This is a genomic window from Mesorhizobium sp. B2-3-5, from assembly GCF_006442395.1.
Lineage (GTDB): Bacteria > Pseudomonadota > Alphaproteobacteria > Rhizobiales > Rhizobiaceae > Mesorhizobium.
On sequence record NZ_VFVX01000001.1, the window covers coordinates 501,291 to 524,765 of the forward strand.

Annotated in this window: 23 protein-coding genes and 1 pseudogene; 11 read left to right on the forward strand and 13 right to left on the reverse strand. The window is 61.5% G+C overall.

Translation table 11 applies throughout. The features are described 5' to 3' along the window. The first annotated feature begins 137 nt into the window (after positions 1-137). The 3 genes from FJ958_RS02585 (at position 138) to FJ958_RS02595 (ending at position 1,968) form a co-directional block, all read left to right on the forward strand. On the forward strand, positions 138-386 hold the full coding sequence (locus tag FJ958_RS02585; protein ID WP_127320334.1) for a ParB N-terminal domain-containing protein: 249 nt from the start codon (positions 138-140) through the stop codon (positions 384-386). Positions 387-509: 123 nt separating this feature from the next. After that, a complete protein-coding gene (locus FJ958_RS02590) occupies positions 510-995 on the forward strand; it encodes an SRPBCC family protein (protein ID WP_140739173.1) in 486 nt (161 codons plus the stop codon). A 25-nt stretch (positions 996-1,020) separates the two neighbouring features. Next, complete coding sequence (locus tag FJ958_RS02595; protein WP_140739000.1) at positions 1,021-1,968, forward strand: alpha/beta hydrolase; 948 nt, start codon at positions 1,021-1,023, stop codon at positions 1,966-1,968. A 43-nt stretch (positions 1,969-2,011) separates the two neighbouring features. Here FJ958_RS02595 and FJ958_RS02600 read toward each other — a convergent pair whose 3' ends face one another. Then, a complete protein-coding gene (locus FJ958_RS02600; RefSeq protein WP_140739003.1) occupies positions 2,012-3,040 on the reverse strand; it encodes a 2OG-Fe(II) oxygenase family protein in 1,029 nt (342 codons plus the stop codon). A 117-nt stretch (positions 3,041-3,157) separates the two neighbouring features. Between FJ958_RS02600 and FJ958_RS02605 the strand changes: the two genes are divergently transcribed. The 5 genes from FJ958_RS02605 (at position 3,158) to FJ958_RS02625 (ending at position 6,647) form a co-directional block, all read left to right on the forward strand. Continuing rightward, positions 3,158-3,553: a GFA family protein gene (locus FJ958_RS02605; protein WP_140739006.1), complete on the forward strand. Its 396-nt coding sequence runs from the start codon at positions 3,158-3,160 to the stop codon at positions 3,551-3,553. A gap of 153 nt (positions 3,554-3,706) precedes the next feature. Continuing rightward, positions 3,707-3,904: a hypothetical protein gene (locus FJ958_RS02610; RefSeq protein WP_140739009.1), complete on the forward strand. Its 198-nt coding sequence runs from the start codon at positions 3,707-3,709 to the stop codon at positions 3,902-3,904. A gap of 192 nt (positions 3,905-4,096) precedes the next feature. Next, on the forward strand, positions 4,097-4,969 hold the full coding sequence (locus tag FJ958_RS02615; protein WP_140739012.1) for an undecaprenyl-diphosphate phosphatase: 873 nt from the start codon (positions 4,097-4,099) through the stop codon (positions 4,967-4,969). A gap of 145 nt (positions 4,970-5,114) precedes the next feature. After that, positions 5,115-5,741, forward strand: a complete 627-nt coding sequence (locus FJ958_RS02620; RefSeq protein ID WP_140739015.1) for a transglutaminase-like cysteine peptidase — start codon at positions 5,115-5,117, stop codon at positions 5,739-5,741. A 114-nt stretch (positions 5,742-5,855) separates the two neighbouring features. After that, entirely contained in the window at positions 5,856-6,647 is a 792-nt protein-coding gene (locus tag FJ958_RS02625) for a phosphodiester glycosidase family protein (protein ID WP_140739018.1), read from the forward strand. Here FJ958_RS02625 and FJ958_RS02630 read toward each other — a convergent pair. Both FJ958_RS02630 and FJ958_RS02635 read right to left on the reverse strand, forming a co-directional pair. Continuing rightward, the gene (locus FJ958_RS02630) at positions 6,631-7,266 is read right to left on the reverse strand and encodes a DedA family protein (protein WP_140739021.1); all 636 of its coding nucleotides are present in this window, start codon (positions 7,264-7,266) and stop codon (positions 6,631-6,633) included. The two genes, FJ958_RS02625 and FJ958_RS02630, sit on opposite strands and share 17 nt — an antisense overlap. A gap of 25 nt (positions 7,267-7,291) precedes the next feature. Beyond that, positions 7,292-8,209, reverse strand: coding sequence for a DUF1402 family protein (locus tag FJ958_RS02635; RefSeq protein ID WP_246679462.1), 918 nt, complete (start codon positions 8,207-8,209; stop codon positions 7,292-7,294). Between the two features lie 304 nt (positions 8,210-8,513). Between FJ958_RS02635 and FJ958_RS02640 the strand changes: the two genes are divergently transcribed. Continuing rightward, on the forward strand, positions 8,514-9,581 hold the full coding sequence (locus FJ958_RS02640) for a GH25 family lysozyme (protein ID WP_140739027.1): 1,068 nt from the start codon (positions 8,514-8,516) through the stop codon (positions 9,579-9,581). Further along, positions 9,533-10,054, forward strand: coding sequence for a twin-arginine translocase TatA/TatE family subunit (locus tag FJ958_RS02645; protein WP_140739030.1), 522 nt, complete (start codon positions 9,533-9,535; stop codon positions 10,052-10,054). Before FJ958_RS02640 ends, FJ958_RS02645 begins: the two co-directional genes overlap by 49 nt. Before the next feature lie 209 nt (positions 10,055-10,263). Here FJ958_RS02645 and FJ958_RS02650 read toward each other — a convergent pair whose 3' ends face one another. Next, positions 10,264-10,452 carry a hypothetical protein gene (locus FJ958_RS02650; protein ID WP_140739033.1) on the reverse strand — a complete coding sequence of 63 codons (189 nt, stop codon included), beginning with the start codon at positions 10,450-10,452 and terminating at the stop codon, positions 10,264-10,266. A gap of 174 nt (positions 10,453-10,626) precedes the next feature. On the opposite strand from FJ958_RS02650, the pseudogene FJ958_RS31880 reads away from it, so the two are divergent. Beyond that, positions 10,627-10,773, forward strand: a pseudogene (locus FJ958_RS31880) (HlyD family secretion protein); the annotation flags it as partial. An 83-nt stretch (positions 10,774-10,856) separates the two neighbouring features. On the opposite strand, the gene FJ958_RS02660 reads toward FJ958_RS31880, so the two are convergent. The 9 genes from FJ958_RS02660 to gpt form a co-directional block, all read right to left on the reverse strand. Continuing rightward, complete coding sequence (locus tag FJ958_RS02660) at positions 10,857-13,427, reverse strand: EAL domain-containing protein (protein ID WP_140739039.1); 2,571 nt, start codon at positions 13,425-13,427, stop codon at positions 10,857-10,859. Positions 13,428-14,322: 895 nt separating this feature from the next. Continuing rightward, on the reverse strand, positions 14,323-15,513 hold the full coding sequence (locus tag FJ958_RS02665) for an NADH-quinone oxidoreductase subunit D (protein ID WP_140739042.1): 1,191 nt from the start codon (positions 15,511-15,513) through the stop codon (positions 14,323-14,325). A gap of 264 nt (positions 15,514-15,777) precedes the next feature. Further along, positions 15,778-16,278 (reverse strand): DUF6496 domain-containing protein, encoded by a 501-nt coding sequence (locus FJ958_RS02670; RefSeq protein ID WP_140739045.1) that lies wholly within the window; start codon positions 16,276-16,278, stop codon positions 15,778-15,780. Beyond that, the gene (locus FJ958_RS31480; RefSeq protein WP_181176256.1) at positions 16,190-16,558 is read right to left on the reverse strand and encodes a hypothetical protein; all 369 of its coding nucleotides are present in this window, start codon (positions 16,556-16,558) and stop codon (positions 16,190-16,192) included. The genes FJ958_RS02670 and FJ958_RS31480 overlap by 89 nt, the downstream gene beginning before the upstream one ends. Positions 16,559-16,781: 223 nt before the next feature. Continuing rightward, entirely contained in the window at positions 16,782-17,258 is a 477-nt protein-coding gene (locus tag FJ958_RS02680; protein ID WP_181176257.1) for a hypothetical protein, read from the reverse strand. Positions 17,259-17,405: 147 nt separating this feature from the next. Next, on the reverse strand, positions 17,406-21,191 hold the full coding sequence (locus FJ958_RS02685; protein WP_140739051.1) for a vitamin B12-dependent ribonucleotide reductase: 3,786 nt from the start codon (positions 21,189-21,191) through the stop codon (positions 17,406-17,408). A gap of 630 nt (positions 21,192-21,821) precedes the next feature. After that, entirely contained in the window at positions 21,822-22,130 is a 309-nt protein-coding gene (locus tag FJ958_RS02690; RefSeq protein ID WP_140739054.1) for a PilZ domain-containing protein, read from the reverse strand. 115 nt (positions 22,131-22,245) lie between these two features. Continuing rightward, positions 22,246-22,734, reverse strand: coding sequence for an NUDIX hydrolase (locus FJ958_RS02695; RefSeq protein ID WP_140739057.1), 489 nt, complete (start codon positions 22,732-22,734; stop codon positions 22,246-22,248). Between the two features lie 203 nt (positions 22,735-22,937). Continuing rightward, positions 22,938-23,438 (reverse strand): xanthine phosphoribosyltransferase, encoded by a 501-nt coding sequence (gene gpt, locus FJ958_RS02700; protein ID WP_140607521.1) that lies wholly within the window; start codon positions 23,436-23,438, stop codon positions 22,938-22,940. Positions 23,439-23,475 lie beyond the last annotated feature (37 nt).

Here is a 23,475-nt window from a genome sequence, read left to right on the forward strand (position 1 = left end):
TCGCGAGACGCCATAGCGAAACGCGTGGCGAGAGGCAAACCGGTGGACGGGCCGATATTCGTTAGCCGCGCCCTTGGCCCTCCTGAACAAACCGACTATCTCGGGAAGACGGCGGCGGTTCCGCCACGGGGGCAGGCATGCTGAGGGTGCAAAAGGTCAAGGTCGACGACATCTACGTGCCGACTGCGCGCAGGAAGACGCTGCATCCCGAGACGGTGCGGCATCTCGCCGAGGACATACTGGAGAACGGCATGAAGACGCCGATCCAGGTCCGCCACGACGGCAAGCGCCATGTACTCGTCGAAGGCCTGCATCGTCTGGAAGCAGCCAAGTGGCTCGGCGAGACCGAGATCGACGCTTATCTGGTGCAAGCCAAGCGCCACTGACGCGAGCTCGGTTCGCCATTCTTCCCAGCAATAATCTCCAGAGTTTTTTCGCTGGCCATGTCGGGTTGCGTTCTTCCGGCTCGTCCTTGGGACGGAAGCCAGATGAAACCCGAGGAGACCACCGTGACCACCAAGCTCGATATCGCCCCCGCCAATGACCGCGAACTGGTTGTCGCCCGCATTATCGATGCGCCGCGCGAGAACGTCTATCGCTGCTGGACCGACCCGAAACTGGTGACGCAGTGGTTCGCGCCAAAGCCGTGGACGACGCCGCGCGCCGAAATGGATGTGCGCACCGGCGGCTCAAGCCTTGTCGTCATGGCCGGCCCTGACGGCAATGAATTCCCCAACCCCGGCGTTTTCCTGGAAGTCGTTCCCGGCAAGAAGATCGTCTTTACCGATGCCTATACACAGGCATGGGAGCCATCGGAAAAGCCGTTCATGACCGGCGTACTGACCTTCGAGGACGAAGGCGAGGGCAAGACCCGCTACATCGCCCGCGTCCGTCACTGGAGCGTCGCCGACCGCGAACAGCATGAGGCGATGGGTTTTCACGCGGGTTGGGGCCAGTGTACCGACCAGCTTGAAGACCTCGCCAAAACGCTCTGACGCCAGCGCACGAGAGGAGATCGATATGTCCAAGACCCTGCTTTTCGCCATTCTTGCCTCGTTTGCAGCGCTTCTCGGCTGTCCGGGCACCACCAATGCAGAGGAACCTGCCATGACCACCGAAACGAAACTTCCGAAGCCGGAAAAGTCCGACCTGCTGCCGATCAACGGCCTGAACTATTATTATGCCGTCTACGGCAAGGGCGAGCCGCTGCTTCTCTTGCATGGCGGTCTCGGCTCCATCGATATGTTCGCGCCGATCCTGCCCAAGCTTGCCGAGAACCGCACCGTGATCGGCGTTGACCTGCAGGGCCATGGCCGCACGTCGCTCGGCGACCGGCCATTCAGTCTGGAAGCGATTGGCGACGACATGGCCGTTGTCGTGAAGGCGCTCGGCTACGACAAGGTCGACGTCATGGGTTATTCGCTGGGCGGCGGGGTGGCCTTCCGCATGGCGGTCCAGCATCCCGAGACCGTGCGGCGCCTTGTCCTGGTCTCGACCGGCTATGCCGCCGACGGCTTCTATGACGAGATGCGTCCGCAACAGGCACAGGTGAGCGCGGCCGCGGCCGAATTCATGAAGGACACGCCGATGTACAAATCCTACGTCGCCGTGGCGCCGCACCCGGAAGATTTTCCGAAACTGCTCGACGCGCTTGGCAATTTCATGCGTCAGAACTACGACTTCTCGGCTGACGTTGCCAAACTGAAGATGCCCGTCATGCTGGCTTATGGCGACAGCGACATGTACAAGCCCGAGCACGAGATCAAGTTCTACCAGATGCTCGGCGGCGGACTGAAGGATGCCGGCTGGATGCGTGAGAACCTGTCGCAGAACCGCCTGGCGATCCTGCCCAACCGTACCCATTATGACGTCTTCTTCGCTCCGGAACTGACGGCCGCCGCGCTGCCGTTCCTCAACGGCGAAACCAAGGTGAAGAGCTGGGACGAGGTGGTCAGCGAAACGAAATGACGAGCTGCCGCCGGCTGTCTCCCACGAGATGGCCGGTGTCTGTTCAGGAGGCCCGTGCCCGACGGGGCTGCCTGAGATGCTTGATGCCGCTCATCTCGACGAAATTCGTCGCCGAATCCCAGAGATAGTCGCCATAAAGAAACGGCTCGAAAGGTTCCGTGCCGCACAGTGGCAACGGAGCAATCTCGGCATCGACGCGCGGCTCGTAGAAAAACGGGATCGAAAAACGCACCGTCTTCGGCGCAATCACCCGGTGCCGCGTCGCTCGGACGCGGCCGCCGGTCCAGCGCTCCAGCAACTGGCCGAAATTGACCGCCAGCGTGCCGTTGGCAGGCGGCACGTCGACCCACTCGCCGGCGAGGTTTTTTGCCTGCAGGCCGTCGACGCCGTCCTGTGCCAGTAAAGTGACGAAGCCTGAATCGGCATGTTCGCCGCCGATGATGGTGCGCGTTTCCCCCTTATGGACCACCGTGACCTGCGGGCCACCAGCGTCGACGCCGGCATTGATGTCACGCAGGGGATAGCGGATCAGGCGCAGCGTCGAGATGCCCTGTTCGAAATAGGCATCGAAGATCGTCTCCGGCAGGCCAAGCCCGCGGGCGATCGACCGCATCAGCGCGTTGCCGACCGTCTCCATCGCGCGATAGTAGTCGGCCGCCGCGGAGCGCCAGCCGGGCAGGGCATTTTCGGCCGGCAAAGGTGTTGGCTCGCGCAAAGGATCGTCGGAGGCCAAAACACGCGTCGCATCGGCAAGGTCGGGCCCCATGTCGATGCCTTCCTTGTAGGAAACGGCTCGCGGCTGCAGCGGGAACCAACCGCGGTAGAAATTCTTCTTGGTGCGGTCGAAATTCCAGCGCAGCAGTTTCTGCTTCTCGGCATCGGGAAGCTCGAAGATGCGCAGCAATTGCGCACGCTTGTCCGGCGTCAGCCAGTCATCGCCGGGAAAATCGCGGACCGCCATGAAACCGATGCCCGAGGCGGCGGCCATGATCCTGGCGTCGGTGCGCTCGCGCGTAGGCGAGGGCGGCCCGAACAGGTCCGCAATGCCGATGGTTTCGATATCCGGCGTCATGGCTTCCGTTCCATCCGCATCATCATAATCGATGACCTTGTATCAAAGCTTTTCAATTGACCCAATCGGTTCCGCCGCTAGCCTGTCGATTACTCTCTCCGAGATTGGATCAGGACGATGGCTGGATATCAGGGCGGGTGCTTGTGCGGAGCGGTGCGCTATCGCGCCGACGTGGTTCCCGTCAATGAACGCATCTGCCATTGCCGGCTTTGCCAGAAGGCGATCGGCGCTGCCTTCAACGCGCGCGTGCTGTTTCGCATCGATGATGTGACGATCGAAGGACCGCTTGCGACTGTGAACACCTCGCCGGATCTCCAGCGCGGCTTTTGCCCGAACTGCGGCACGACGATGTTTTCGCGTCGCGATTCCGCCGGCATCATCGGTATCACCACCGGATCGCTCGACGACCCTTCGCTGTTTCGGCCGCGGATGCATATCTGGACCGGCTCGAAGCAGCCCTGGTTGGTGCTTGACGACGGCCTGCCGCAATATGAAGGCGCTCCGCCTCCGTAACCGCCCCCCTTTTCCTGCAGGGAGAGGACGAAGTCGTCCAGTCATGACAAAAAATTAATCCAAATCGACACGCGATAGCCGGCAAAACGTCATTGGCGGGCCATCTTTGCGTCCTATCTATGCTGCGCGGGCCGGCATTCGAGGAGACGACGGATGAACGACAGCATCAGCACCCTGGACGAGCTTTTGAGCGATCCGATGGTCCTGCTTGTGATGGAGCGCGACCGTGTGCGCCCGGAACAGGTACGCATGCTGCTCGAACGGGTGCGCCGACCATCGGCCGAGGAACCTTTCGTTCCCCCGGCCCATGTGATCGCCAGGACCTGCCAGAAACCCTGGCTGTGCCCGTAATTGCTTGCCGTTCTATCCCATGAGAACACCGGCCGGCCTCTTGGGCCGGTCCCGGACGACGTATTTCGACGCACGGCGCCAGCTTACAAATCCGTAAATTGATTATCCGATCCATGACGGTAAGGCTTGCGCGGGACCGGCCGACGCCGGTAACACCTGCGCAAGCTAGATCTCTCACACACGGAACCCGACATGGCTGACATCTGCACTCAGGGCGTGGATACGGGCTTTGTCGGCCTGGGATATGCCAAGGTCGCCTTTCTCGGCCTCGTTCAGGGCATCACCGAATTGCTGCCGATTTCCTCGACCGCCCACATGCGCATCGTGCCGGCGGTGCTTGGCTGGCAGGATCCCGGCTCCGCCTTCTCCGCGGCCATGCAGCTTGCCGCGCTCGCCGCCGTCATCAGTTATTTCTGGGTCGATGTCAGGGAACTCGTGTTCGGCTCGCTCGGGGCTCTCGTGCGGCGCGATTTCGCGGACCGCGACTTTCGGCTGGCTTCCTGGATCGTGCTGGCGACGATCCCGATCGTCATTGCCGGCGTGGCGCTGTCAGGCGTTCTTAACACCTGCAATTCGCCGCTGCGCAGCCTGAGCGTGATCGGATGGGCCTGCATCGTCATGGCGGTCCTGCTGGCGCTGGCCGAGATTTTCGCCCGCCACCGCCGCACCATGGGCGAAGCGTCGCTCGCCGACGCCCTTCTGGTCGGCATCGCCCAGATCGGCGCGCTGATACCCGGCGTCTCACGCTCGGGCTCAACTTTGACGGCGGCATTGGGGCTCGGCTTCAAACGGGCCGAGGCGGCGCGCTTCTCGTTCCTGCTCGGGCTGCCGGCGATCGCGCTGGCCGGTCTGAAGGAACTGTGGGAACTGCACAAGGTTCACCTTGATGCCCATGGGTGGTCGGTTCTTGCCACGGGGCTGGTCGTCGCCTCGATCTCCGCCTTCTTCGCCATCTGGGGGTTGATGCGCGTGCTGGAACGGTTCTCCGCCTGGCCCTTCGTCATCTACCGTGGCCTGCTCGGTGTCGTCCTGCTGCTCGGTGTGGCGATGGGATGGCTGGCCTAGCCTGGGAACCTGAATCCTGGTGTTGCGCCCCTGCAACCCCCGAAGGCCCGTGCGGCGCCAGCAAAGATGTGATCAGCCGCGTTCATTGACTTCGGGACATAACCGCCCTTAACGTTCCGTTAACAAAAACGATGGGCGGGGCCGCATGGCATCCTCGACAGGTTGGCGCCGCAAGGCGAAGGGGCTGGGGCTGGCGGCTGCGCTGACCGCTTTCTGTTCGGCGGCGAGTTTCGCCTATTCCGCGCCCGCGTCCATGGTTATCGGTGGCTCGACCTCCCAGCCGATCGGCCACTATGATTTTTGCAAGATCCATGTCGCGGAATGCTCCATCCGCTCCCACGACAGCGCGCCGGAACATATGACCGGCAAGCTGCTGCACGAGATCACGGCCGTGAATCTCTCCGTCAACACGCGCGTCAAGCCGATGAGCGACCTCGACAATTACGGCAAGGAGGAATGGTGGGCCTATCCCGACAACGGCTTTGGTGATTGCGAGGATTACGCGCTGGAAAAGCGCCGCGAACTCAGCAGTTTGGGCATTGCCATTGCCAATCTCCTGATGACGGTGGTGCGCAAGCCCGACGGCGAAGGTCATGCCGTGCTGACAGTGCGCACCGACAAGGGCGACTTCATCCTCGACAACCTGACAGACAAGGTCCGCCTCTGGAACCAGACCAGCTACGGCTACCTGAAAAGGCAGGCGAGCGACAACACCGGGCACTGGGTTTCCATCCTTGGCGGCGACGAACAGCTGGTCAGCGCTGTCAAATAGTCTCCGCGCCGCCGCATCCGGACCGTGTCCGCGCTCTCTTCAATCCGTCTTCCATAGTGGCGTCCAGCGATGCTATCCACGTCCGCTCATTGAAGCTGGCGATCCGGTAGGCGCATGGATTTTCCGACACTTCTCAACGCCGTCCCGCTGTTGGCGACCTTCGCCAAGACCGCGCTGCCGCAGGCGATCGCCACGATGATGGCGTTCGGCCAATGGTTCGCAACGGTGCCACCGTGCCGCGATTTTGCCTTTGAGGCGGCCAGCTATCTCGTCTGCGAGGTCGACCCGAAACGCTATTCGATCGAGCTGTTCTGGAAGGATCCAGCCGGTAAACCTTTTCAGTCGCTGCACAATCTCGACAATGCCCAGCGCGCGGCCGGCCGCACAATGCTGTTTGCCATCAATGCCGGCATGTATCACCCCGACCTCAGGCCGGTCGGCCTCTATATCGAGCGAGGCCAGGAAATGGCTGACGTGAAGACGGGATCGGGAACCGGCAATTTTTCGCTGCAGCCGAATGGCATCTTCTACATCAGCGGCGGCAAGGCCACGGTCCGGGCGACGAGGGACTTCGTCAGGAAGCGGCCGCCCACCGACTATGCGACGCAATCCGGGCCGATGCTGGTCATCGACGGCCAGCTTCATCCGAAATTCCAGTCCGACAGCACCTCGCGCAAGACCCGCGACGGTGTCGGCGTGCGAAAGGACGGTGTCGCGGTCTTTGCCATTTCGAATGGCGCGGTGACGTTCCATGGATTCGCCCGGCTCTTTCGCGATGCGCTCGGCTGCGACAATGCGCTGTTCCTCGACGGCTCGATTTCAAGCCTGCTCGCCCCGGCCATCGGCCGTAACGACGATTACTGGAATCTGGGACCGATGATCGGCGTGTTCAGGAAGCGCGGCTAGGCTGGCGCCTGCCGCGCAGCTTGACCGCGACCACCGCGATGATGACCAAGGCGATAGCAGCGATCGTCGCCATGCCGAACAGGCTGGTCGCATCGAGCTCGGGGAGACTGCCGGCTCCCTTGGCCACCAGCCATCCCGGCGACAGCACGGCTGGAGCCCAGATGACCGCCGACAGGATGTTGGCGATCTGGAAACGGTGGCGGTTCATGCCCATCATGCCCGCGACCAGCGGCACGGTGGCGCGGACCGGGCCGAAGAAGCGGCCGACGAAAACGGCCGCGAAGCCATAACGATGGAAGAATAGCCGCGCCCGGGCAATCTCGCGGCGGCAGCGATTGAGCGGCCATTTATGGACGACACCGCGTCCGAGCCATTTGCCAAGGAAATAGGAGACGGTGTCGCCGAGCGCCGCACCGACCATCGCTGCGAGAAGAACGGGCAAAGGCTGGACAATGCCTGCGCCCACTAGACCGCCGACGATGACCAGGACCGTGGTGCCGGGCAAGAGGATGCCGATCAGCACCAGCGACTCGCCGAATGCCAGCAGCCCGACCACGACGCCTGCCCAGGCCTGATGGTTTTCGATGAAACAAACGCTCTGGTCGATGAACGACTGCACGCAAGCTCCTTGATAAAAGCGTCTCTCAGCTGCCGCTGTCGAGCAGGCTCCTGAGTTCGTCGAGCTTGTCGTTGACGAGCCAGCCGTAATAATTCTCCACCGGCCGCTTGCGGCCCTTTCCACTGGCGGCTGCCGCGCGCAGGTCGGCCGCTCGCTGCCGGGGTTGGCCGACATTATAGAGCGTGGCCGTTACGCCCGGATTGCCCGATATGTCGAAGCCCTCCTGTTTGTAGGCGTCGATGGCGTCGCGCACGATCGCCGCGATGTAGACGATGCTGCGGTCCGGATCCATAACATCGCGATAGATCGCCTGCGGATGATCTGGCGTCAGCTTGTCATAGCCGCTCACCCTGTTGACCAGGTCCGTCACTTCAAGCGCGGTCAACGGGCTGATCTGGCCAAGGCCGAATGTCTGGCCGGCAAAGAAGGGCTGGAAGAACGCCTGCTGGAAGGTCATGGCCTCGTAGGCGACGCCATCGACGCTCTTGCCACGGAAATGTTCGACCCAAACCTTGTCGCGGCAACTCCACAGGGCGGCACTGTCCTTGGCCTCGGCGCAGGCCGCGAACTCCGGCCGCTGGACAAAGGTCTGCACCGGCACGCCCTTGTAGCGGAAGGCAAAGTCGAGGCCGGAATAGGACAGTGCCTTCACATAGTAAGTCTGCACCGAGCCGACGGCGGTGACGTTGTAGGTGTGTTCGCCGACAAGCGCGCCGACGATATGGATGGGATCGATATCGTAGGCGGCCGCCACCTGCTTGATGTGCGCCACCAGTTTCTTCTCGCGCTTCAGCAGCGCGACGATCTTCTCGTATTTTTCCGCGTAGGTGGTCTTGAAGGCGTGCGTACGCGTCGCGGATGCATCCGGGATTGGCGGTTGCGTTTCGGAGCGATTGCCGGGTGGAACGACGACCAGCCCGCTGGCATGCGCCGTCCCCACCATGAGGGCGCCACTCCAGGAGAGGGCCGCGAGCAGGAGGACCAGGAGAAATCGCTGCAACGCAATCATCGGGCGCCTTTTTTGGGCTCGCGGGAAACGTCGGCTGAGAACGCCGCATACCGCTCTCAACAGCCACATCATGGCGCTGTCAAGGCTTGGGCCGCCATCGACGGCGGATGTCTGAAATGGGTCACAGGTTTGGTAAAAAACTTGATTCAAACTTTATTGGTAATTTCTCGTTCATAACTGAGCCTGGTTGTCCGTCGGCCGTCGCCTTCGGTCTGTTGTGTTTCGAGTACAGGTCCAGATGCGGTTACCAGGCGTCATCAGTTTCGTGATCGCATCACTGTGCCTTGCCGGCTGCTCGTCGACATCGGGCATGGACGCGCTCGATGTGCAGAAGCCGTCGAACGAGACCACCAGTTCGGTGGTGCGGCCAAGCGCGCCGATCGCATCCGTCCCCGTCAAAAGGTCCAACAATGCGCGCAAGCGGACCGAGCCCGCGCCCGTGGACGACACTGTTCGCCCCTTTGGCCTGGCGGAGGAGGAAACGGCGGCGTTTCCGGCGCCCGAATTACCCGACAGCGTCGATCCGCCGGTCGAGCCGGCAGCCCTGGTCTCGCCCCCGAAACTTTTGTCGCGGGCGGCCCCGCCCATGCTTGCCGGGCCGATCACGCGCTATGGCTTTCGCGATGCCAAACCGATCAATTTCGGCCGCTCCTCGCCCCGGCATCTTGCCGTGCACGGGGTCGACGTGTCGCGCTGGCAAGGGAATGTGAATTGGGAGAAGCTACGCGCCCAGGGCGCCAACTTCGCCTACATCAAGGCGACCGATGGCGGCGACCATCTTGATCCGATGTTCACCAGGAACTGGCGCGGCGCCGACGCGGCCGGGCTGAAGCGCGGCGCCTATCACTTCTTCTACTGGTGCCGAACCGCCGGCGAGCAGGCCGACTGGTTCATCCGCAACGTGCCGAAGGTCGAAGGCGCCTTGCCGCCGGTGATCGATGTCGAGTGGAACGGCGACTCCAGCTGCCAGCGGCGGCCGTCGCGCGAAAAGGTCCTGGAGAAGATGCAGGTGTTCATGGACAAGCTGGAGCGTCACTATGGCCAGCGTCCGATCATCTACACCGCGCCGGATTTTTATCGCGACAATCTCCAGGGCGCTTTCCTCGACTACCCGTTCTGGCTGCGTGCGGTGGCGAGACACCCGTCAAAGGTCTATCCCGACCGCAAATGGCTGTTCTGGCAATATTCCGGCTCCGGCCTGTCGCACGGCGTCACCGGCCGCATCGATCTCAACGTCTTCCATGGCGACGAGCGGCAATGGCGCGCGTGGGCTGGTGGGCGGCAGATGATGGCCGACGCGGACTAAGGCTGAGCCGTCCGACGTTCACCTTTGCGGCATTTAACGCCGGCAGCCTGCCGGGCGAAGCAACTGTGAACAGCATTGCACCACCGCATACTGGAATGACGCGGGCGGGGCGCTATGATGGTGGTCAGGCTGGGCTTCTGCCGGCGCCGTCAAAGGCGCCATGGGACTTACCGATGTTCGGACTTGGCTGGGACCATCTTGTTGTCATCTTCGTTGTGGCGCTGGTTGTTTTCGGGCCAGGAGAGCTTCCAAGTGTGATGCGCTCGCTTGGCGCGACTATGAAGACGGTCAACCGGTATCTCGGCGATTTCCGCAGGCAGTTCGACGACGCCATGCGTGAGGCCGAGAAGGAGCTTGATCTGGAGGAAACCCGCTCGAAACTTCAGCAAGCCGTAAACAGCGTGCCGCAAGATGCCGGCGGAATCGCGGTGACGAAGGAGAGCAGCGAAGACGCGCGGACCGCTGCTTCGTAAGCAAGTTCTACGACGCCTGGTGGCTGATGGAATTGCGGCTGGCGGCCGAATCAGGCTTGCTCGCCGAGGCCTCCGTGGCCTGCTAAGCAGGCCGCGGCCTCGACGTCTCCATGGCGACGAGCGGCAATGGTGCGCTCGGGCCGGCGGCCGGCGGATGATGGCGGACGCGGACCAGGCTTCGCGTCGCCGTTCATTCCCGTTCCGGCCAGCTATTGGAGCTGGCTGCTCCCGCCATTCCGTTCCTCGCTCAGCCGCAGCTTCATCCTCAAGCTCATGATCTCGGCAATCGCGGCATCGATCATCGCAAGAAGCGTAAGCGTGTCGTGCTGGGTTGGGTCGGCTCTGACATAGGCGAGCTGATTCACGATATCGGTGTCATCGTCGGTTTCGTCGCTCATGCGCATCGTCCCGGCTGTTGTTTTTCCAGATTTCTCCGTCCGATCGGATCGATCGTCAAATTGCTCTTTTATCACTTCCTCATGTGGATGGCCTTCGCGTTTCGTTCAGCCATAGCGTGTCTGAGGGAATAGTTCTTGTTCCGGCCCCATACCTGGATATCAAGGCGGCTTCATCGGATCGCGCCGCCCGACATCGACCAGGTTCAACTCGGCCAGAAGGCGGTCCTTCGCCTTTCCGCTTTCAATCAGCGCACCACGCCGGAACTCAACGGAAAGGTGTCTCGCATCGCAGCTGATCTGACGATGAACGAGCGCTCCGGCGGGCGCTCCGGCTCGCTCCGCCGAGCTTTGTCTTCTGACTGATAGGCCGAGCTTCTCGCGCGGCTGCAACTATGGGCGACTACCTACAACGCGCTCTTGCGGCGCCGATCTTTCCGCTCGGCCGTCATTTCGGGTGCAGGCTCGATGATGTCGCCAGCCACGACGGCGCGCGTACGCTCCAGCATTGCGGGGATTTCCCGAGCAGGTAGCGGCCGACTGAGCAGGAAACCCTGTGCCTCGGTGCAGCCTTCTCTTCGTACCCGCTCGAGCTGTTCCGCTGTCTCAACTCCTTCGGCGGTGGTCTGTATCCCGAGGCTGTTGCCAAGGCTCGTGACGGCCCGGATGATGGCAACCGAGCTGTCGACGTCATCGGCATCCCTCACGAAGGACTGGTCGATCTTGATCTTGTCGAACGGGAAAGAGCGCAGATAGCTCAAGCTCGAATATCCGGTTCCGAAGTCGTCCATCGCAATATGCACCCCCAGCATGTGGATCTGCTGCAGCAGCGCGAGCGTCGCCGGGCTGTTGGCCAGTAGCACCGTCTCGGTGATCTCAAGCTCGAGCTGACTCGCGGGCAGCCCCGAGGCATCCAGTGCCTCGACGATCGTCGAAAGCAAGCGTGTGCTGCGAAACTGCGTCGGCGACAGGTTGACGGCAACCTTGATGCCTTTGGGCCAGCCTGCTGCGTCGAGACACGCTTGCTTGATCACCCAGTCACCGATCGGGACGATGAGGCCGATCTCCTCGGCCAGGGGAATGAACTCTGCCGGAGAGACGATGCCACGCTTCGGGTGGTGCCAGCGCAGCAGCGCCTCGAAGCAGCTGACCTCGCCGCGGTCGATATTGAGGAGCGGTTGGTAATAGATCTCGAACTGCTCCCGTCCCACCGCCTCGCGCAGATCGAGTTCGAGAAACCGCCGCGCCTGCATGCGGGCATCCATTTCCGGCTCGAAGAACCTATATGTTCTGCGTCCGTCCGCCTTTGCCCGGTAGAGCGCCATGTCACCGTTCTTGAGCAGTTGATCGGCGTTCTCGCCATCGTCCGGCGCAATCGAAATGCCGACGCTGGCGCTGATCATAACCCCATGTCCATCGACGATGTAAGGCGCGCTCAGCGCGTCTATGACCCTTTGAGCAAGGGCAGTGGCCTCGACCGGCTGATCGGTCCCCTTTTGAATGATCACGAACTCGTCGCCACCGAGCCTGGCTACCGTGTCGCCTTCACGGAGGACGCGCCTCAGCCTGGCGGCGACCTCCTTCAGCAGGGCGTCACCAATCGGATGCCCCAGCGTGTCGTTGACCGTCTTGAAATGATCGAGATCAAGGCAAAGGACGGCGACCTTGCCGTTCTGCCGGCTCATCTCGATCAGAGCTTCCTCGGCGCGTTCGTGGAACAATGTACGGTTCGGAAGATCGGTAAGCCCGTCGTGGCGGGCCATGTGCGAGATGCGGGCCTCGCTACGCCGCAAATCGGTCACGTCGTGGTGCGTGGCAAGCCATCCGCCGCCTGGCAGCGGCTGGTGGATGAGGTCGATTGTGCGCCCGTCCCGGAGTTCGACGAGGCTCACGACGCGCTCGGCACGGTCGATCGTCGCCGAGAGTTCTTCCAGATATCTTTCAGGCTCCAGGCCGACATAGAGCCCCGCGGCTATCCGGAACCGCTTCAAATCGGCCCAATGCGAGCCTGGACGGGTCAGGGTCTCCGGCAAGTGATAGAGGTCAGCGTAGGCCTGGTTGCAAAAAACCAGCCGCCGCTCGGCATCGAACATGCACAGACCCACCGGCATGTTTGCTGCTGCCGCGGCCAGATGCTGCCGTTCCAACTCCGCCTCGCGGGCCAAGGCATCACTGCGCTCCAGGCTGGCACGGTAGCCGGCAAAGGCCGAGAACAACACCCCGATCTCGTCCCGGCGATCCCTTTTGGGTGCGACGAGGGTTGAGCGGCGGTCACCCAGTGTTAGGCGATGCATCGCCTCGCTCACCGTGAGGATCGGCTTGCTGACATTGTGTCGAATCCAGGCGACAAGCCCGCCGAGGCACACGGCGGCAAAGGCAATCGCGGCCCAGGTCAGCCGCTGCGCGATGGTGTAGGTGCGATCCGCCATGGCTGCGACAGCCGTGCTGCGCTGATTGGTGAGGGCCAGCAAGCCGTCCAGCCGCTGCGCCGCCTCGGCGACGGTCGGCAGCGATACCGTCTCGAACTCTTTAAGGGCCTTTGTTGGCCCCTCTGTTTCCAGGAGCGGGAAAATGGATGTCAGGGAGTCTTGATAGGCCGTCCACAGATAAACGAACTGATCGAACAGTTCCTGCTCGGCGCGCGATCCGGCGCTCCTACGGTAGGCACGCCGACCCCTCAGAATCTCGTCGCTCTCCCTCGCCATCTCGTCATCGATGCGCAGCAGCTGTCGGGTATCGTCGGTGCGCATGCGCAGCGTCGCATAGAGCTGATGTTCCGCCAGATTGCGCTTCATCTCCTCCACGACCTGGACCTGCGGCAACCAAACGCCTGTGATCTCACCTGTGATTTCATTGAGAGATCGCAGCTGATTCACGCCAAATAGCCCTACTGCCAGGACGCACAACAACGCCAGACCAAAGCCCAGCGAGAGCTTGGTCCTGACGCTAACATCCTTCAATGGCTTCAGGTAAAACATTGGTGCAATTGGACCAATTCCGCCCCCTACGCTGATTCCGCAGGAAGTTTAGAGCGCTTTCCTTAATATAGCGCCAAACGTATTAAGGCTGACTTAAGGATGGGAATTAGTGATATTATCCGTTTGCAGCAGGTAAAAGCAGCTCGGATACTTCCTCCAACTATCGAGGGCGTCGAGCGCAGGCTTTCCTGCCAGATCTCGCGATGATGGATGAGGCCGAAAGGACAATGCTTTCCTGTTGCTCCAAGGTTTGCGCCGAATAATCGCGAAAATACAAAGAGATGTCAGGATGGCGCTTCGGTCGGCCTGTACGGGTTAGCCGCCAAGCCGCTGGCGGATGTGGCCGTCCTCGCAGTGCTGATCTGGGCGATGATTCACATGGTCGCTTCACATTGAATCGCCGGCGCAGAATAGAATTCATGTTCTGCTCCCGTCTGCGCGACGAAGATGATCCTTTGACGATCATTCGTGCCAAGCCACCCTCGTTGCCGTGTAACTGATGCCGCCGAAAGCGAAAAGCGTCAGAACCGCAATTTGCGAGATGACCGTATTCCCAGCGCTGCCGGAGCCTTTCCCATTGCGGTGGCTGGGTCGTCCAGTTTGAGGTCGCGACATTGGTGGGCTGGATCCACAGGAAGAACACGATCAGGCCGCACCCGATGAGCACAGCGGAGACATTGCGCCGTAGACCGCCCGGCGTTTCGTTCGCAGCAACAGGACGGCGAGTATTGCATCAAGGATGATCTGCCCGATCCGTCACGAGCCTGTGCGGTATCTCTAAAAGATGCGCGCCGCTCGGGATGAGCAGCATGGCTCCCAGCCAAAGCGAGACAAGGACCATTGCTCTCATCACCGACCTCGATCGCGCGGCCAGCTTGCCACCTGACATTCCGCGCTAACGATCGATTTCTCCAAACACGATGTCGAGCGAGCCGATGATTGCCGACACATCGGCGATCATGTGGCCTCTGGACAGGAAATCCATCGCCTGCAGGTGGGCAAAGGATGGGGCCCGAATTTTGCATCGATACGGGACATTGCCGCCATCTGAAATCAGATAGACGCCGAACTCGCCCTTTGGTGCTTCGACAGCCGCATATACCTCCCCAGTGGGGACACGGATGCCTTCGGTGTAGAGTTTGAAATGGTGGATAGTCGCTTCCATGGAGCGTTTCATTTCGGAACGGTTTGGCGGCGTGATCTTTTGATTGGGAATCGCGACTGGTCCTTGGCCCGCCGGCAGCCGCAACTTTTCCAAACACTGCTTGATGATCCGGACGGATTGGCGCATTTCCTCCATTCGAACCAGATAGCGGTCGTAGCAATCCCCGTTGTTGCCGACGGGAATGTCGAAATCCATCTCGGGATAGCATTCGTAGGGCTGGGCCTTGCGCAAATCCCAGGCGGCTCCGGAACCGCGCACCATCACGCCTGAAAAGCCCCATGCCCAGGCGTCGTCCAAACCGATCGTTCCGATGTCAACGTTTCGCTGCTTGAAAATCCGGTTGCCAGTCAGCAGTTCATCGAGATTGTCGCAGACCTTGAGGAAAGGGTCACAAAAATTCCAGATGTCCTCGAGAAGTTCCGGTGGTAGATCCTGATGCACGCCGCCAACCCTGAAATAGTTGGCGTGCATCCGGGCGCCGGAAGCACGCTCGTAGAAAACCATCAGCTTCTCACGCTCGGCGAAGCCCCACAGCGGCGGCGTCAGAGCGCCGATGTCCATTGCTTGCGTCGTGACGTTGAGCAGGTGCGACAGCAGCCGCCCGATTTCGCAGAAAAGGACGCGGATGAGCTGCCCGCGTCGCGGAACCGATATCTGGAGCAATTTCTCAGCCGCAAGGCAGAAGGCGTGCTCCTGATTCATCGGGGCGACATAGTCGAGCCGATCAAAGTAGGGGAGTGCCTGAAGGTAGTTCTTGTGCTCGATCAGTTTTTCAGTGCCGCGGTGCAGCAGTCCGATATGCGGATCGACGCGCTCGACCACTTCGCCGTCGAGTTCGAGCACAAGCCGCAGGACGCCATGCGCTGCCGGGTGTTGCGGCCCAAAGTTGATGGTGAAATTACGAACCTTCGCTTCGGTCACGGAACCCTCGGCGTTCAGGATTATCCGCTCAAATGGCGTGATGGTTTTGTGGAAGCACGAATTGAAACGGGAAGAATGCGTGGGGGTTCCATGGATCGGTGTCTGTGGGCTTTTGTGGTGCACGCAGCTCGTGGGAAGCATTTGACGACTGGGACGCGCACGGGAGCACATTGAGCAGGTCCAGGATTGGGATCTGGTCTCGCGATATCTCGGTGGAACTGCCTGCCAAGCTCCGGGAAAGCGAAAGGTTGTCCGTGACGTGTTCTAGGTCTTCCGCGCACGGGTTTCGGCAGCCTTGCGTGCCGCGGCCGAGCGACCGGACGGGCCCTTCGTCTCGCCTGCCTTCTTCGCCGCAGCCGAGCGTTCTTCCGCCGTCCGGTGTGATGCCGCGCGCTTGGTCTGCCGTGAGAGAGCCTCATGCGATGCCGTGTTCTTCGGTTCGTGTTCGAGGACCTCGGACACAGCCTTCGAGACCTTCGGGCGGCGCTTCGGCGTGCGCTCGCCCTGGCCGACTTCGTAGGCGTATTCGGCGCTCTTGCGCGTGCTCTCCTTGACCTTGCCTTTCTTGGGCGGCGGCAGATCAACCCCAGCGCGACGTGCTTCCGATAGGCCGATGGCGATCGCCTGCTTGGTCGAGCGCGCGCCATGCTCGCCGCGCCGGACCTTCTCGATCTCCTCATGAACGAATTCGCCAGCCTGGGTGCTCGGCGACTTGCCTTGGCGCTTGTCCTTTCGCGCCTTCTCGATGGTCTTCTTGTCTGGCATTGCATTTCTCCTTCCTGGCTCGGCAACCGTTCGAAAAGTGGCGGTGCGTCGCCATCAAGGCCGCTGGATCACGCACGCCGCGCCATTTGAGTTGGGTTTCCACCATGTGCCGCCGGGCGCGGGTGAAATCGGCAACATCGAGCATGACCCGGTCCCTATTGTTCTCACCAACGGGCAGCACACCGGCATCAAGCTCGGCCATCACCTGAGCAGCTTGCTGGAGAGTTTCCCCTGGATTGGCGATGCGCACGTCGCGTGTCATCGTTTCGCGCACTTGCATGCCCAGTCTCCCCTGTTTTTCGGATCGAAAAAGACCGAGCGTCAAACCTTCAGGCAATCCGCCGGTCTGCTAGATTTGAAGAACGACCCGACGGTGCGAAGAGTTCCTGCGTCGGAACGACAATGGATGCGACACGTTCGCCCAGAAGTCTTGCACGCGGTTCGCAAAGGAGATTGGCGGGGATGCTTCCAGATGCGCCATTGTAGGGCAGGCGTCGGGTCGGCTACGGAGTTTCCGTCGTTTGGGCTCCCGCTTGCAGGCCGGGCCAAACAAGACGCATGACGACGTCAACGATCTCATCGCGTGTTTTGCCAGGATTTTCGAGCCACCAAACGGCAAGTGCGTGCAGGCCTTCCTTGAGAAACTCGGAGGTGGCGCGCAGGCGCCACACGGGGCTGCCCGGCATGAACGCGACAAGCAGGGCTGCTATTCCCGCGGAAGCGCCGGCCTGAACCTCGCGCGAAACCCGCGCGGCCGCGGGATCACCGGACGGGATCGTTAGCAGCACGCGAGCGGCATCCGGTTCGTCCTCGACAAATCGCAGGAAGGCATCGACGGCGCGGCGAAACTTCTGCTCCGGCTCGCAATCGCCATCCACGACCGACTTGCCCTTGGAGATCAGCCCGTCAAAGCGGAGGTCGAGGCCGCTGGGAAAAACGCAGTTAGGTGCAGGGCGTTTCTGATTTGTTCCTCTTCGCATTCCCGGGCGCGAAAAGCGCCCGGGAAATTGTGTTTTTCGGCTTACCGCCGGAGGTGAGCGGACTTCGTGTGTCGAATGAGCGATCTACCTTGACGTTGAGCGAGATTCAGTGACGCGGCAGGAGAGAGAGCATAAGGGCAAAGGATTTCAGCTGCACCCGCTCGTGGCGCCACACGTGTCGCACTTCTCGCAAGTCCCGTTCCGCACCATCGTAAAATTCTGGCACTCGGAGCAGGAATTGCCGGTGTAGCCCTGGAGCAGTGACTTGGCGCGGCGGTCGGCGGCGAGTTTCTTCGCCTCAGCGGCTTCATTGGCGGCGGCGTCCGTGAACAGGGCCGCGGCGCCGGAGGCCCCGGAGGCCGCGTCGGCCGCTTCCTCGAAGGCCATATCCTCGGCCAATTCCCTGGCCCGCTCCTCATAGTCGCGCTTGTAGGCGATTGCCTCGTCGCTGGCCGGTTTCAACGCCAGCACGTTGGAGCCGGAGAAGGCCGACGGCGCCGAGCGGGCAGGGGTGCCGGAGGCGGAGCCGGCAAAACCCTTCGGCTCGTTGCCGCTTACCCGGGAAACCAGCTTCACCGGTGAACCGCGCGTCAGCCCCTTGGAAACGGCGTCGGTCTTGCCTTCGCTGATGCCACGGCCAAGCGCGGTGTTGGAGAAGTCCGACTGGTCGACATGGGCGAGGTCGTTGCGGCCGAGATAGGAGATCGCAAGTTCGCGGAACACGTAGTCGAGGATCGACGTCGCGCTCTTGATGGCGTCGTTGCCGATCACCATGCCGGCCGGCTCGAACTTGGTGAAGGTGAAGGCATGCACATATTCGTCGAGCGGCACGCCGTATTGCAGGCCAAGCGAAATCGCGATGGCGAAGTTGTTGAGAAGACCACGCAGCGTCGCGCCTTCCTTGTTCATGTCGATGAAGATCTCGCCGAGGCGGCCATCATCATATTCGCCGGTGCGCAGGAAGATGGTGTTGCCGCCGATCTTGGCCTTCTGGGTATAACCCTTGCGGCGACCAGGCAGCTTCTCCTGCTCGCGCGACACGCGCTCGATGATGCGCTCGACGATGCGTTCGGTGATCTGCGCCGCCCGCGCCGCCTGCGGCGCCGCGATCAGCTGCTCGACCGCTTCGTCCTCATCGTCCTCGCCATCGGCGAGCAGCGAGGCATTGAGCGGCTGCGACAGCTTGGAGCCGTCGCGATAGAGCGCGTTGGCCTTCAGCGCCAGCTTCCACGACAGCATGTAGGCGTTCTTGGCGTCCTCCACCGTCGCATCGTTCGGCATGTTGATGGTCTTGGAAATGGCGCCGGAGATGAAGGGCTGTGCGGCCGCCATCATCTGGATGTGGCTGTTGATCGACAGCGAGCGCTTGCCGATCTTGCCGCACGGGCTTGCGCAATCGAACACGGCAAGATGCTCGGGCTTGAGGAAGGGCGCGCCTTCCAGCGTCATGGCACCGCAGACATGGATGTTGGCGGCCTCGATATCTTTCCTGGAGAAGCCCATCGCCGGCAGCATTTCGAACGAGAAGTCGTTGAGCTGCTCGTCGGTGAAGCCAAAGGTCTCCTTCACCCAGTCGGCGCCGAGCGTCCACTGATTGAAGACGAACTTGATGTCGAAGGCCGACTTCAGCGCTGCATTGAGCGCGCTGATCTTCTCGTCGGTAAAACCTTTGGCCCTGAGCGAACCGGGATTGATGCCGGGCGCCTGGTTCAGGTTGCCGTGACCGACCGCATAGGCCTCGATCTCGGCGATCTGGCTCTCGGAATAGCCCAGCGTGCGCAGCGCCTCCGGAACGGCGCGGTTGATGATCTTGAAGTAGCCGCCGCCGGCAAGCTTCTTGAATTTCACCAGGGCGAAGTCGGGCTCGATGCCGGTGGTGTCGCAATCCATGACGAGGCCGATCGTGCCGGTCGGCGCGATCACGGTCGCCTGCGCATTGCGGTAGCCATGCTCCTCGCCAAGCTCGATGGCGCGGTCCCAGGCGGCTTTCGCATGCTCGGCAAGCGCCTGCTGCTTGAGGTCCGAGGCGACCAGCGGCACCGGATTGACGGCCAGCTTCTCGTAGCCGTCCCTGTCGCCGTAGGCGGCGCGGCGATGGTTGCGCATGACGCGCAGCATGTTCTGGGCGTTGCGGTCATAATCCGGGAAGGCGCCGAGCTCGGAGGCCATTTCCGCCGAGGTGGCGTAGGCGACGCCGGTCATGATCGCGGTCAGCGCCGCGCAGATGGCGCGGCCCTCGCCGGAATCGTAGGGAATGCCCGAGGTCATCAAGAGACCGCCGATATTGGCATAGCCCAGGCCGAGCGTGCGGTAGTCGTAGGAGAGCTTGGCGATCTCCTTCGACGGGAACTGCGCCATCATGACGGAGATTTCGAGAACGACGGTCCACAGCCTGACCGTATGCTCGTAGGCGGCGATATCGATCGTGCTGTCGGCATTGCGGTAAGGGAGCAGATTGATCGAGGCGAGATTGCAGGCCGTGTCGTCAAGGAACATGTATTCAGAGCACGGGTTGGAGGCCCGGATCGCACCAGCCGAAGCGCAGGTGTGCCAGTCGTTCATCGTCGTGTTGAAATGCAGGCCGGGATCAGCCGAAGCCCAGGCGGCGTAGCCGATCTTTTCCCAGAGGTCCCTGGCCTTCAGCGTCTTCAGCACCTTGCCGTCCTTGCGGGCGGTCAGCTGCCAGTCGCCATCCTGCTCGACGGCGCGCAGGAAATTGTCCTTCAGCGACACCGAGTTGTTGGAGTTCTGGCCCGAAACGGTGAGGTAGGCGTCCGAATCCCAGTCGGTGTCGTAGGTCTTGAACGACATCGACGTATAGCCCTGCTTGGCGAACTGGATGACGCGGTAGATGTAGTTCTCCGGCACGGCGGACTTCTTGGCCGCCTTGATCTCGCGCTTCAGCGCGGTGTTGATCGACGGATCGAAGCAATCGTCATCCTGACCTTGGCAGTTGACGCAGGCCTTCATGATGGCTTCGAGATGCTTCTTGACGATCTTGGAGCCGGTCACCAGCGAGGCGACCTTCTGCTCTTCATTGACCTTCCAGTCGATGAATTCCTCGATATCGGGGTGATCGGCATCGACGATGACCATTTTTGCGGCGCGGCGCGTTGTGCCGCCCGACTTGATGGCGCCAGCAGCGCGGTCGCCGATTTTGAGGAAGCTCATCAGGCCGGAAGAACGGCCGCCGCCCGACAGCTTTTCGCCTTCGCCGCGCAGCAGCGAGAAGTTCGAGCCGGTGCCCGAGCCATATTTGAACAGGCGCGCCTCACGCACCCAAAGGTCCATGATGCCGCCCTCGTTGACGAGATCGTCCTGCACGCCCTGGATGAAGCAGGCATGCGGCTGCGGATGCTCGTAGGATGATTTCGACTTGGTCAGCTTGCCGGTGAAGGGGTCGACATAGAAATGGCCCTGGCTCGGACCGTCGATGCCATAGGCCCAGTGCAGGCCGGTGTTGAACCATTGCGGCGAGTTCGGCGCCACGCGCTGCGTGGCCAGCATGTAGGCAAGCTCGTCGCGGAAAGCGCGCGCGTCGTCTTCAGACTTGAAGTAGCCGCCTTTCCAGCCCCAATAGGTCCAGGTGCCGGACAGACGGTCGAAGACCTGGCGGGCGTCGATCTCGGAACCATAGCGCTCGGCTTCCGGCAGCTTGGCAAGTTCGGCCTCGTCGGCGATCGAGCGCCACAGGAACGAGGGAACGTCATTCTCCTCGACCTTCTTCAGCCGTGCGGGGACACCAGCCTTGCGGAAATACTTCTGCGCCAGGATGTCGGCCGCCACCTGGGAGAACTGCGCCGGCACGTCGATATTGTCCAAACGGAACACCACCGAGCCATCCGGATTCTTGATCTCGGAAAGCGCCTTGCGGAATTCAATCTCCGCGTAAGCAGATTGCCCCGACTTGGTGAAACGACGCTCGATGCGCATTGGTCCTGTCCCTTTTGCCTATATATAGCGCTTTCGTCAGGGGATTTCTGCCCCCAAAGCGAAAAGCACAGTCCGCCGTTTGCAGGCATCGCGAACAATGCCGGCATCTCCCCATCGCAAGCTGCTGCCGCGCGCACAACAAGACGCCTTGCCAGGCGCTTGCCGAGGCTGCCGACCGACCTTGCGGGTCCTTCGAAATTGAATTTTTCGATTCCCTCGATCGAGGGAAATTCACACTATCTAGCGCCGAACCTACCTGCAAACACTAAATATAGTATTAACAGACAATTTATTCCAGTCCGACAATTCTCCCTTTCGTCGCCCCATGCCCCACGATCCCAACGCTTCCGCCGGCCTCGTAAACAGGCGGAAATGCGGGCAAAAACACACATAATCCGGGAAAAAGACCGGGCTCAGAACTATCCGGTCGCGCTCTCAACAAGAGCACATGGCCTATAAAAGGCGACTCGTTTTGCGCCGTCAAGGATTCGTTTGCGTAGCTTTTGTGACCCCAACATCTTGTGTGTCACACATGTGGATAACGGGGATAGAAATGCGCCGCCGCGATGGTCGTTTGGGTCGCCGGTTTGCGAATTACCGACCGTTGGGAGGCGCTGGGCAACTCGTGGTTCAGCCGTAGTGCATCTTGGGCTTTGGCTCGGTGCCGGTGAACTGCACGCCGATCCTGTCTTTGCGGCGCCAGCGGACCTCGCAGCGATAGCCGACGCCGTCGAGCGGCACGTAAAGAAGGAAGCGATCGGGAATCCGGGCCTCGAGCGGTATTTTCAGTTCGGCGCCGCCCGCATGCTGGTTGCGCAGCAAAACGGCGACTTCCGAATGGGCCCCGGTGATGATGCTTGCACCCTTGAGCACGCGTGGGCGATGCTCGCGCTTGGGCTCGCCCGGGTCTTGCGGAAGTGGTTCTACAGGATTCGCCATCGATCAAACGCCAGATTGGCCGCTTCCTAGCGAAGAAGAATTAGCAAACCATTCATGCGGCACATCACAGGCGTATGAATCCGCCGTGGCGCACGCGGCACAGGCCGGCGGCGGGCTAGGAAAATCTGTGCGGGTCGGCGCAGAAATAGGCGATGATCTGGCACAGGTCGCGTTCATGGACCATGCGCACCGCTTCGCTGGAACTGACCCATTTGCGGGTGCGGGCGTGTTTTTCCTTCCAGCGGTCGGCGATCTTGTCGACATGCAGCGGAAACACCAGCACCTCGCAGGGCACTTCTTCGCGGGAAGCGAGCACCTTGGCATAGAAGTAGCGGCCAGCTTCGAGATGGGAGACGCTTCCGTGCAATCCGGCTTCCTCGCCGGCCTCGCGTGCCGCCGCCTCGCAGAGCGGCTCCCTGGCCTCAGGCCAGCCTTTGGGAAGCACCCAGCGGCCGGTGTCACGGCTGGTGATCAGCATGATCTCGACACGGTTCCCGACATTACGCCAAGGCAGGGCGGCAACCTGCAAGCGGCAGGGCGCGGTGCCGAAGAGTCGTCGGACCCGTTCAGCCAGATGGTTGTGTGTCGTTGGCCCCATTAACATAGGAGAAGCTAGCCCCAGCCCTTAGAATCGTTTTGCCGCCTCATAAATTTAGGTGGAATTGTCTACAATAAAAGTAAAAACTTTCATCGGACTGACTGGTTGCACCCTTGGCAACCAATTTCACCAGCAAATTTGCGCGCTGGCTCCTTCAGCAAGCAAAGGAGGCTTGCTCGTACTGCAGCGCGGAAGAGGCCTCTTGCGAATCAACCGGCGTGATCGTCAGCGATCGGCTTCTGATAGGTGAAGCCCATATCCCAGGGAAAATAGATCCAGGTGTCCTGGCTGACCTCGGTGACGAAAGTATCGACCAGGGGCCTGCCCTTGGGCTTGGCATAGACGGTGGCGAAATGGGCCTTGGGCATCATCGCCCGCACGATGCCGGCGGTCTTGCCCGTGTCGGTCAGGTCGTCGATGATCAGCACCCCTGCGCCATCATCGGCAAGCAGCGCCGGCGTGACTTCCTTCAGCACCTGCAACTGCCCCTGGCTGGTATAGTCGTGATAGGAGGCCACGCAGACCGTCTCGATGATGCGGATGCCCAACTCGCGCGAGATGATCGCCGCCGGGACCAATCCGCCGCGCGTGATGCAGACGATCGCCTTCCATTGCCCCTTGTTGGTGCCGGCAAGCCGCCAGGCGAGCGCGCGGGCGTCACGGTGGAACTGGTCCCAGGAGACCGGGAAGGCTTTTTCGGGAAGGGACATGTCTCGCGCACTCCGCAGCACGCGAGGACCGCGTGCA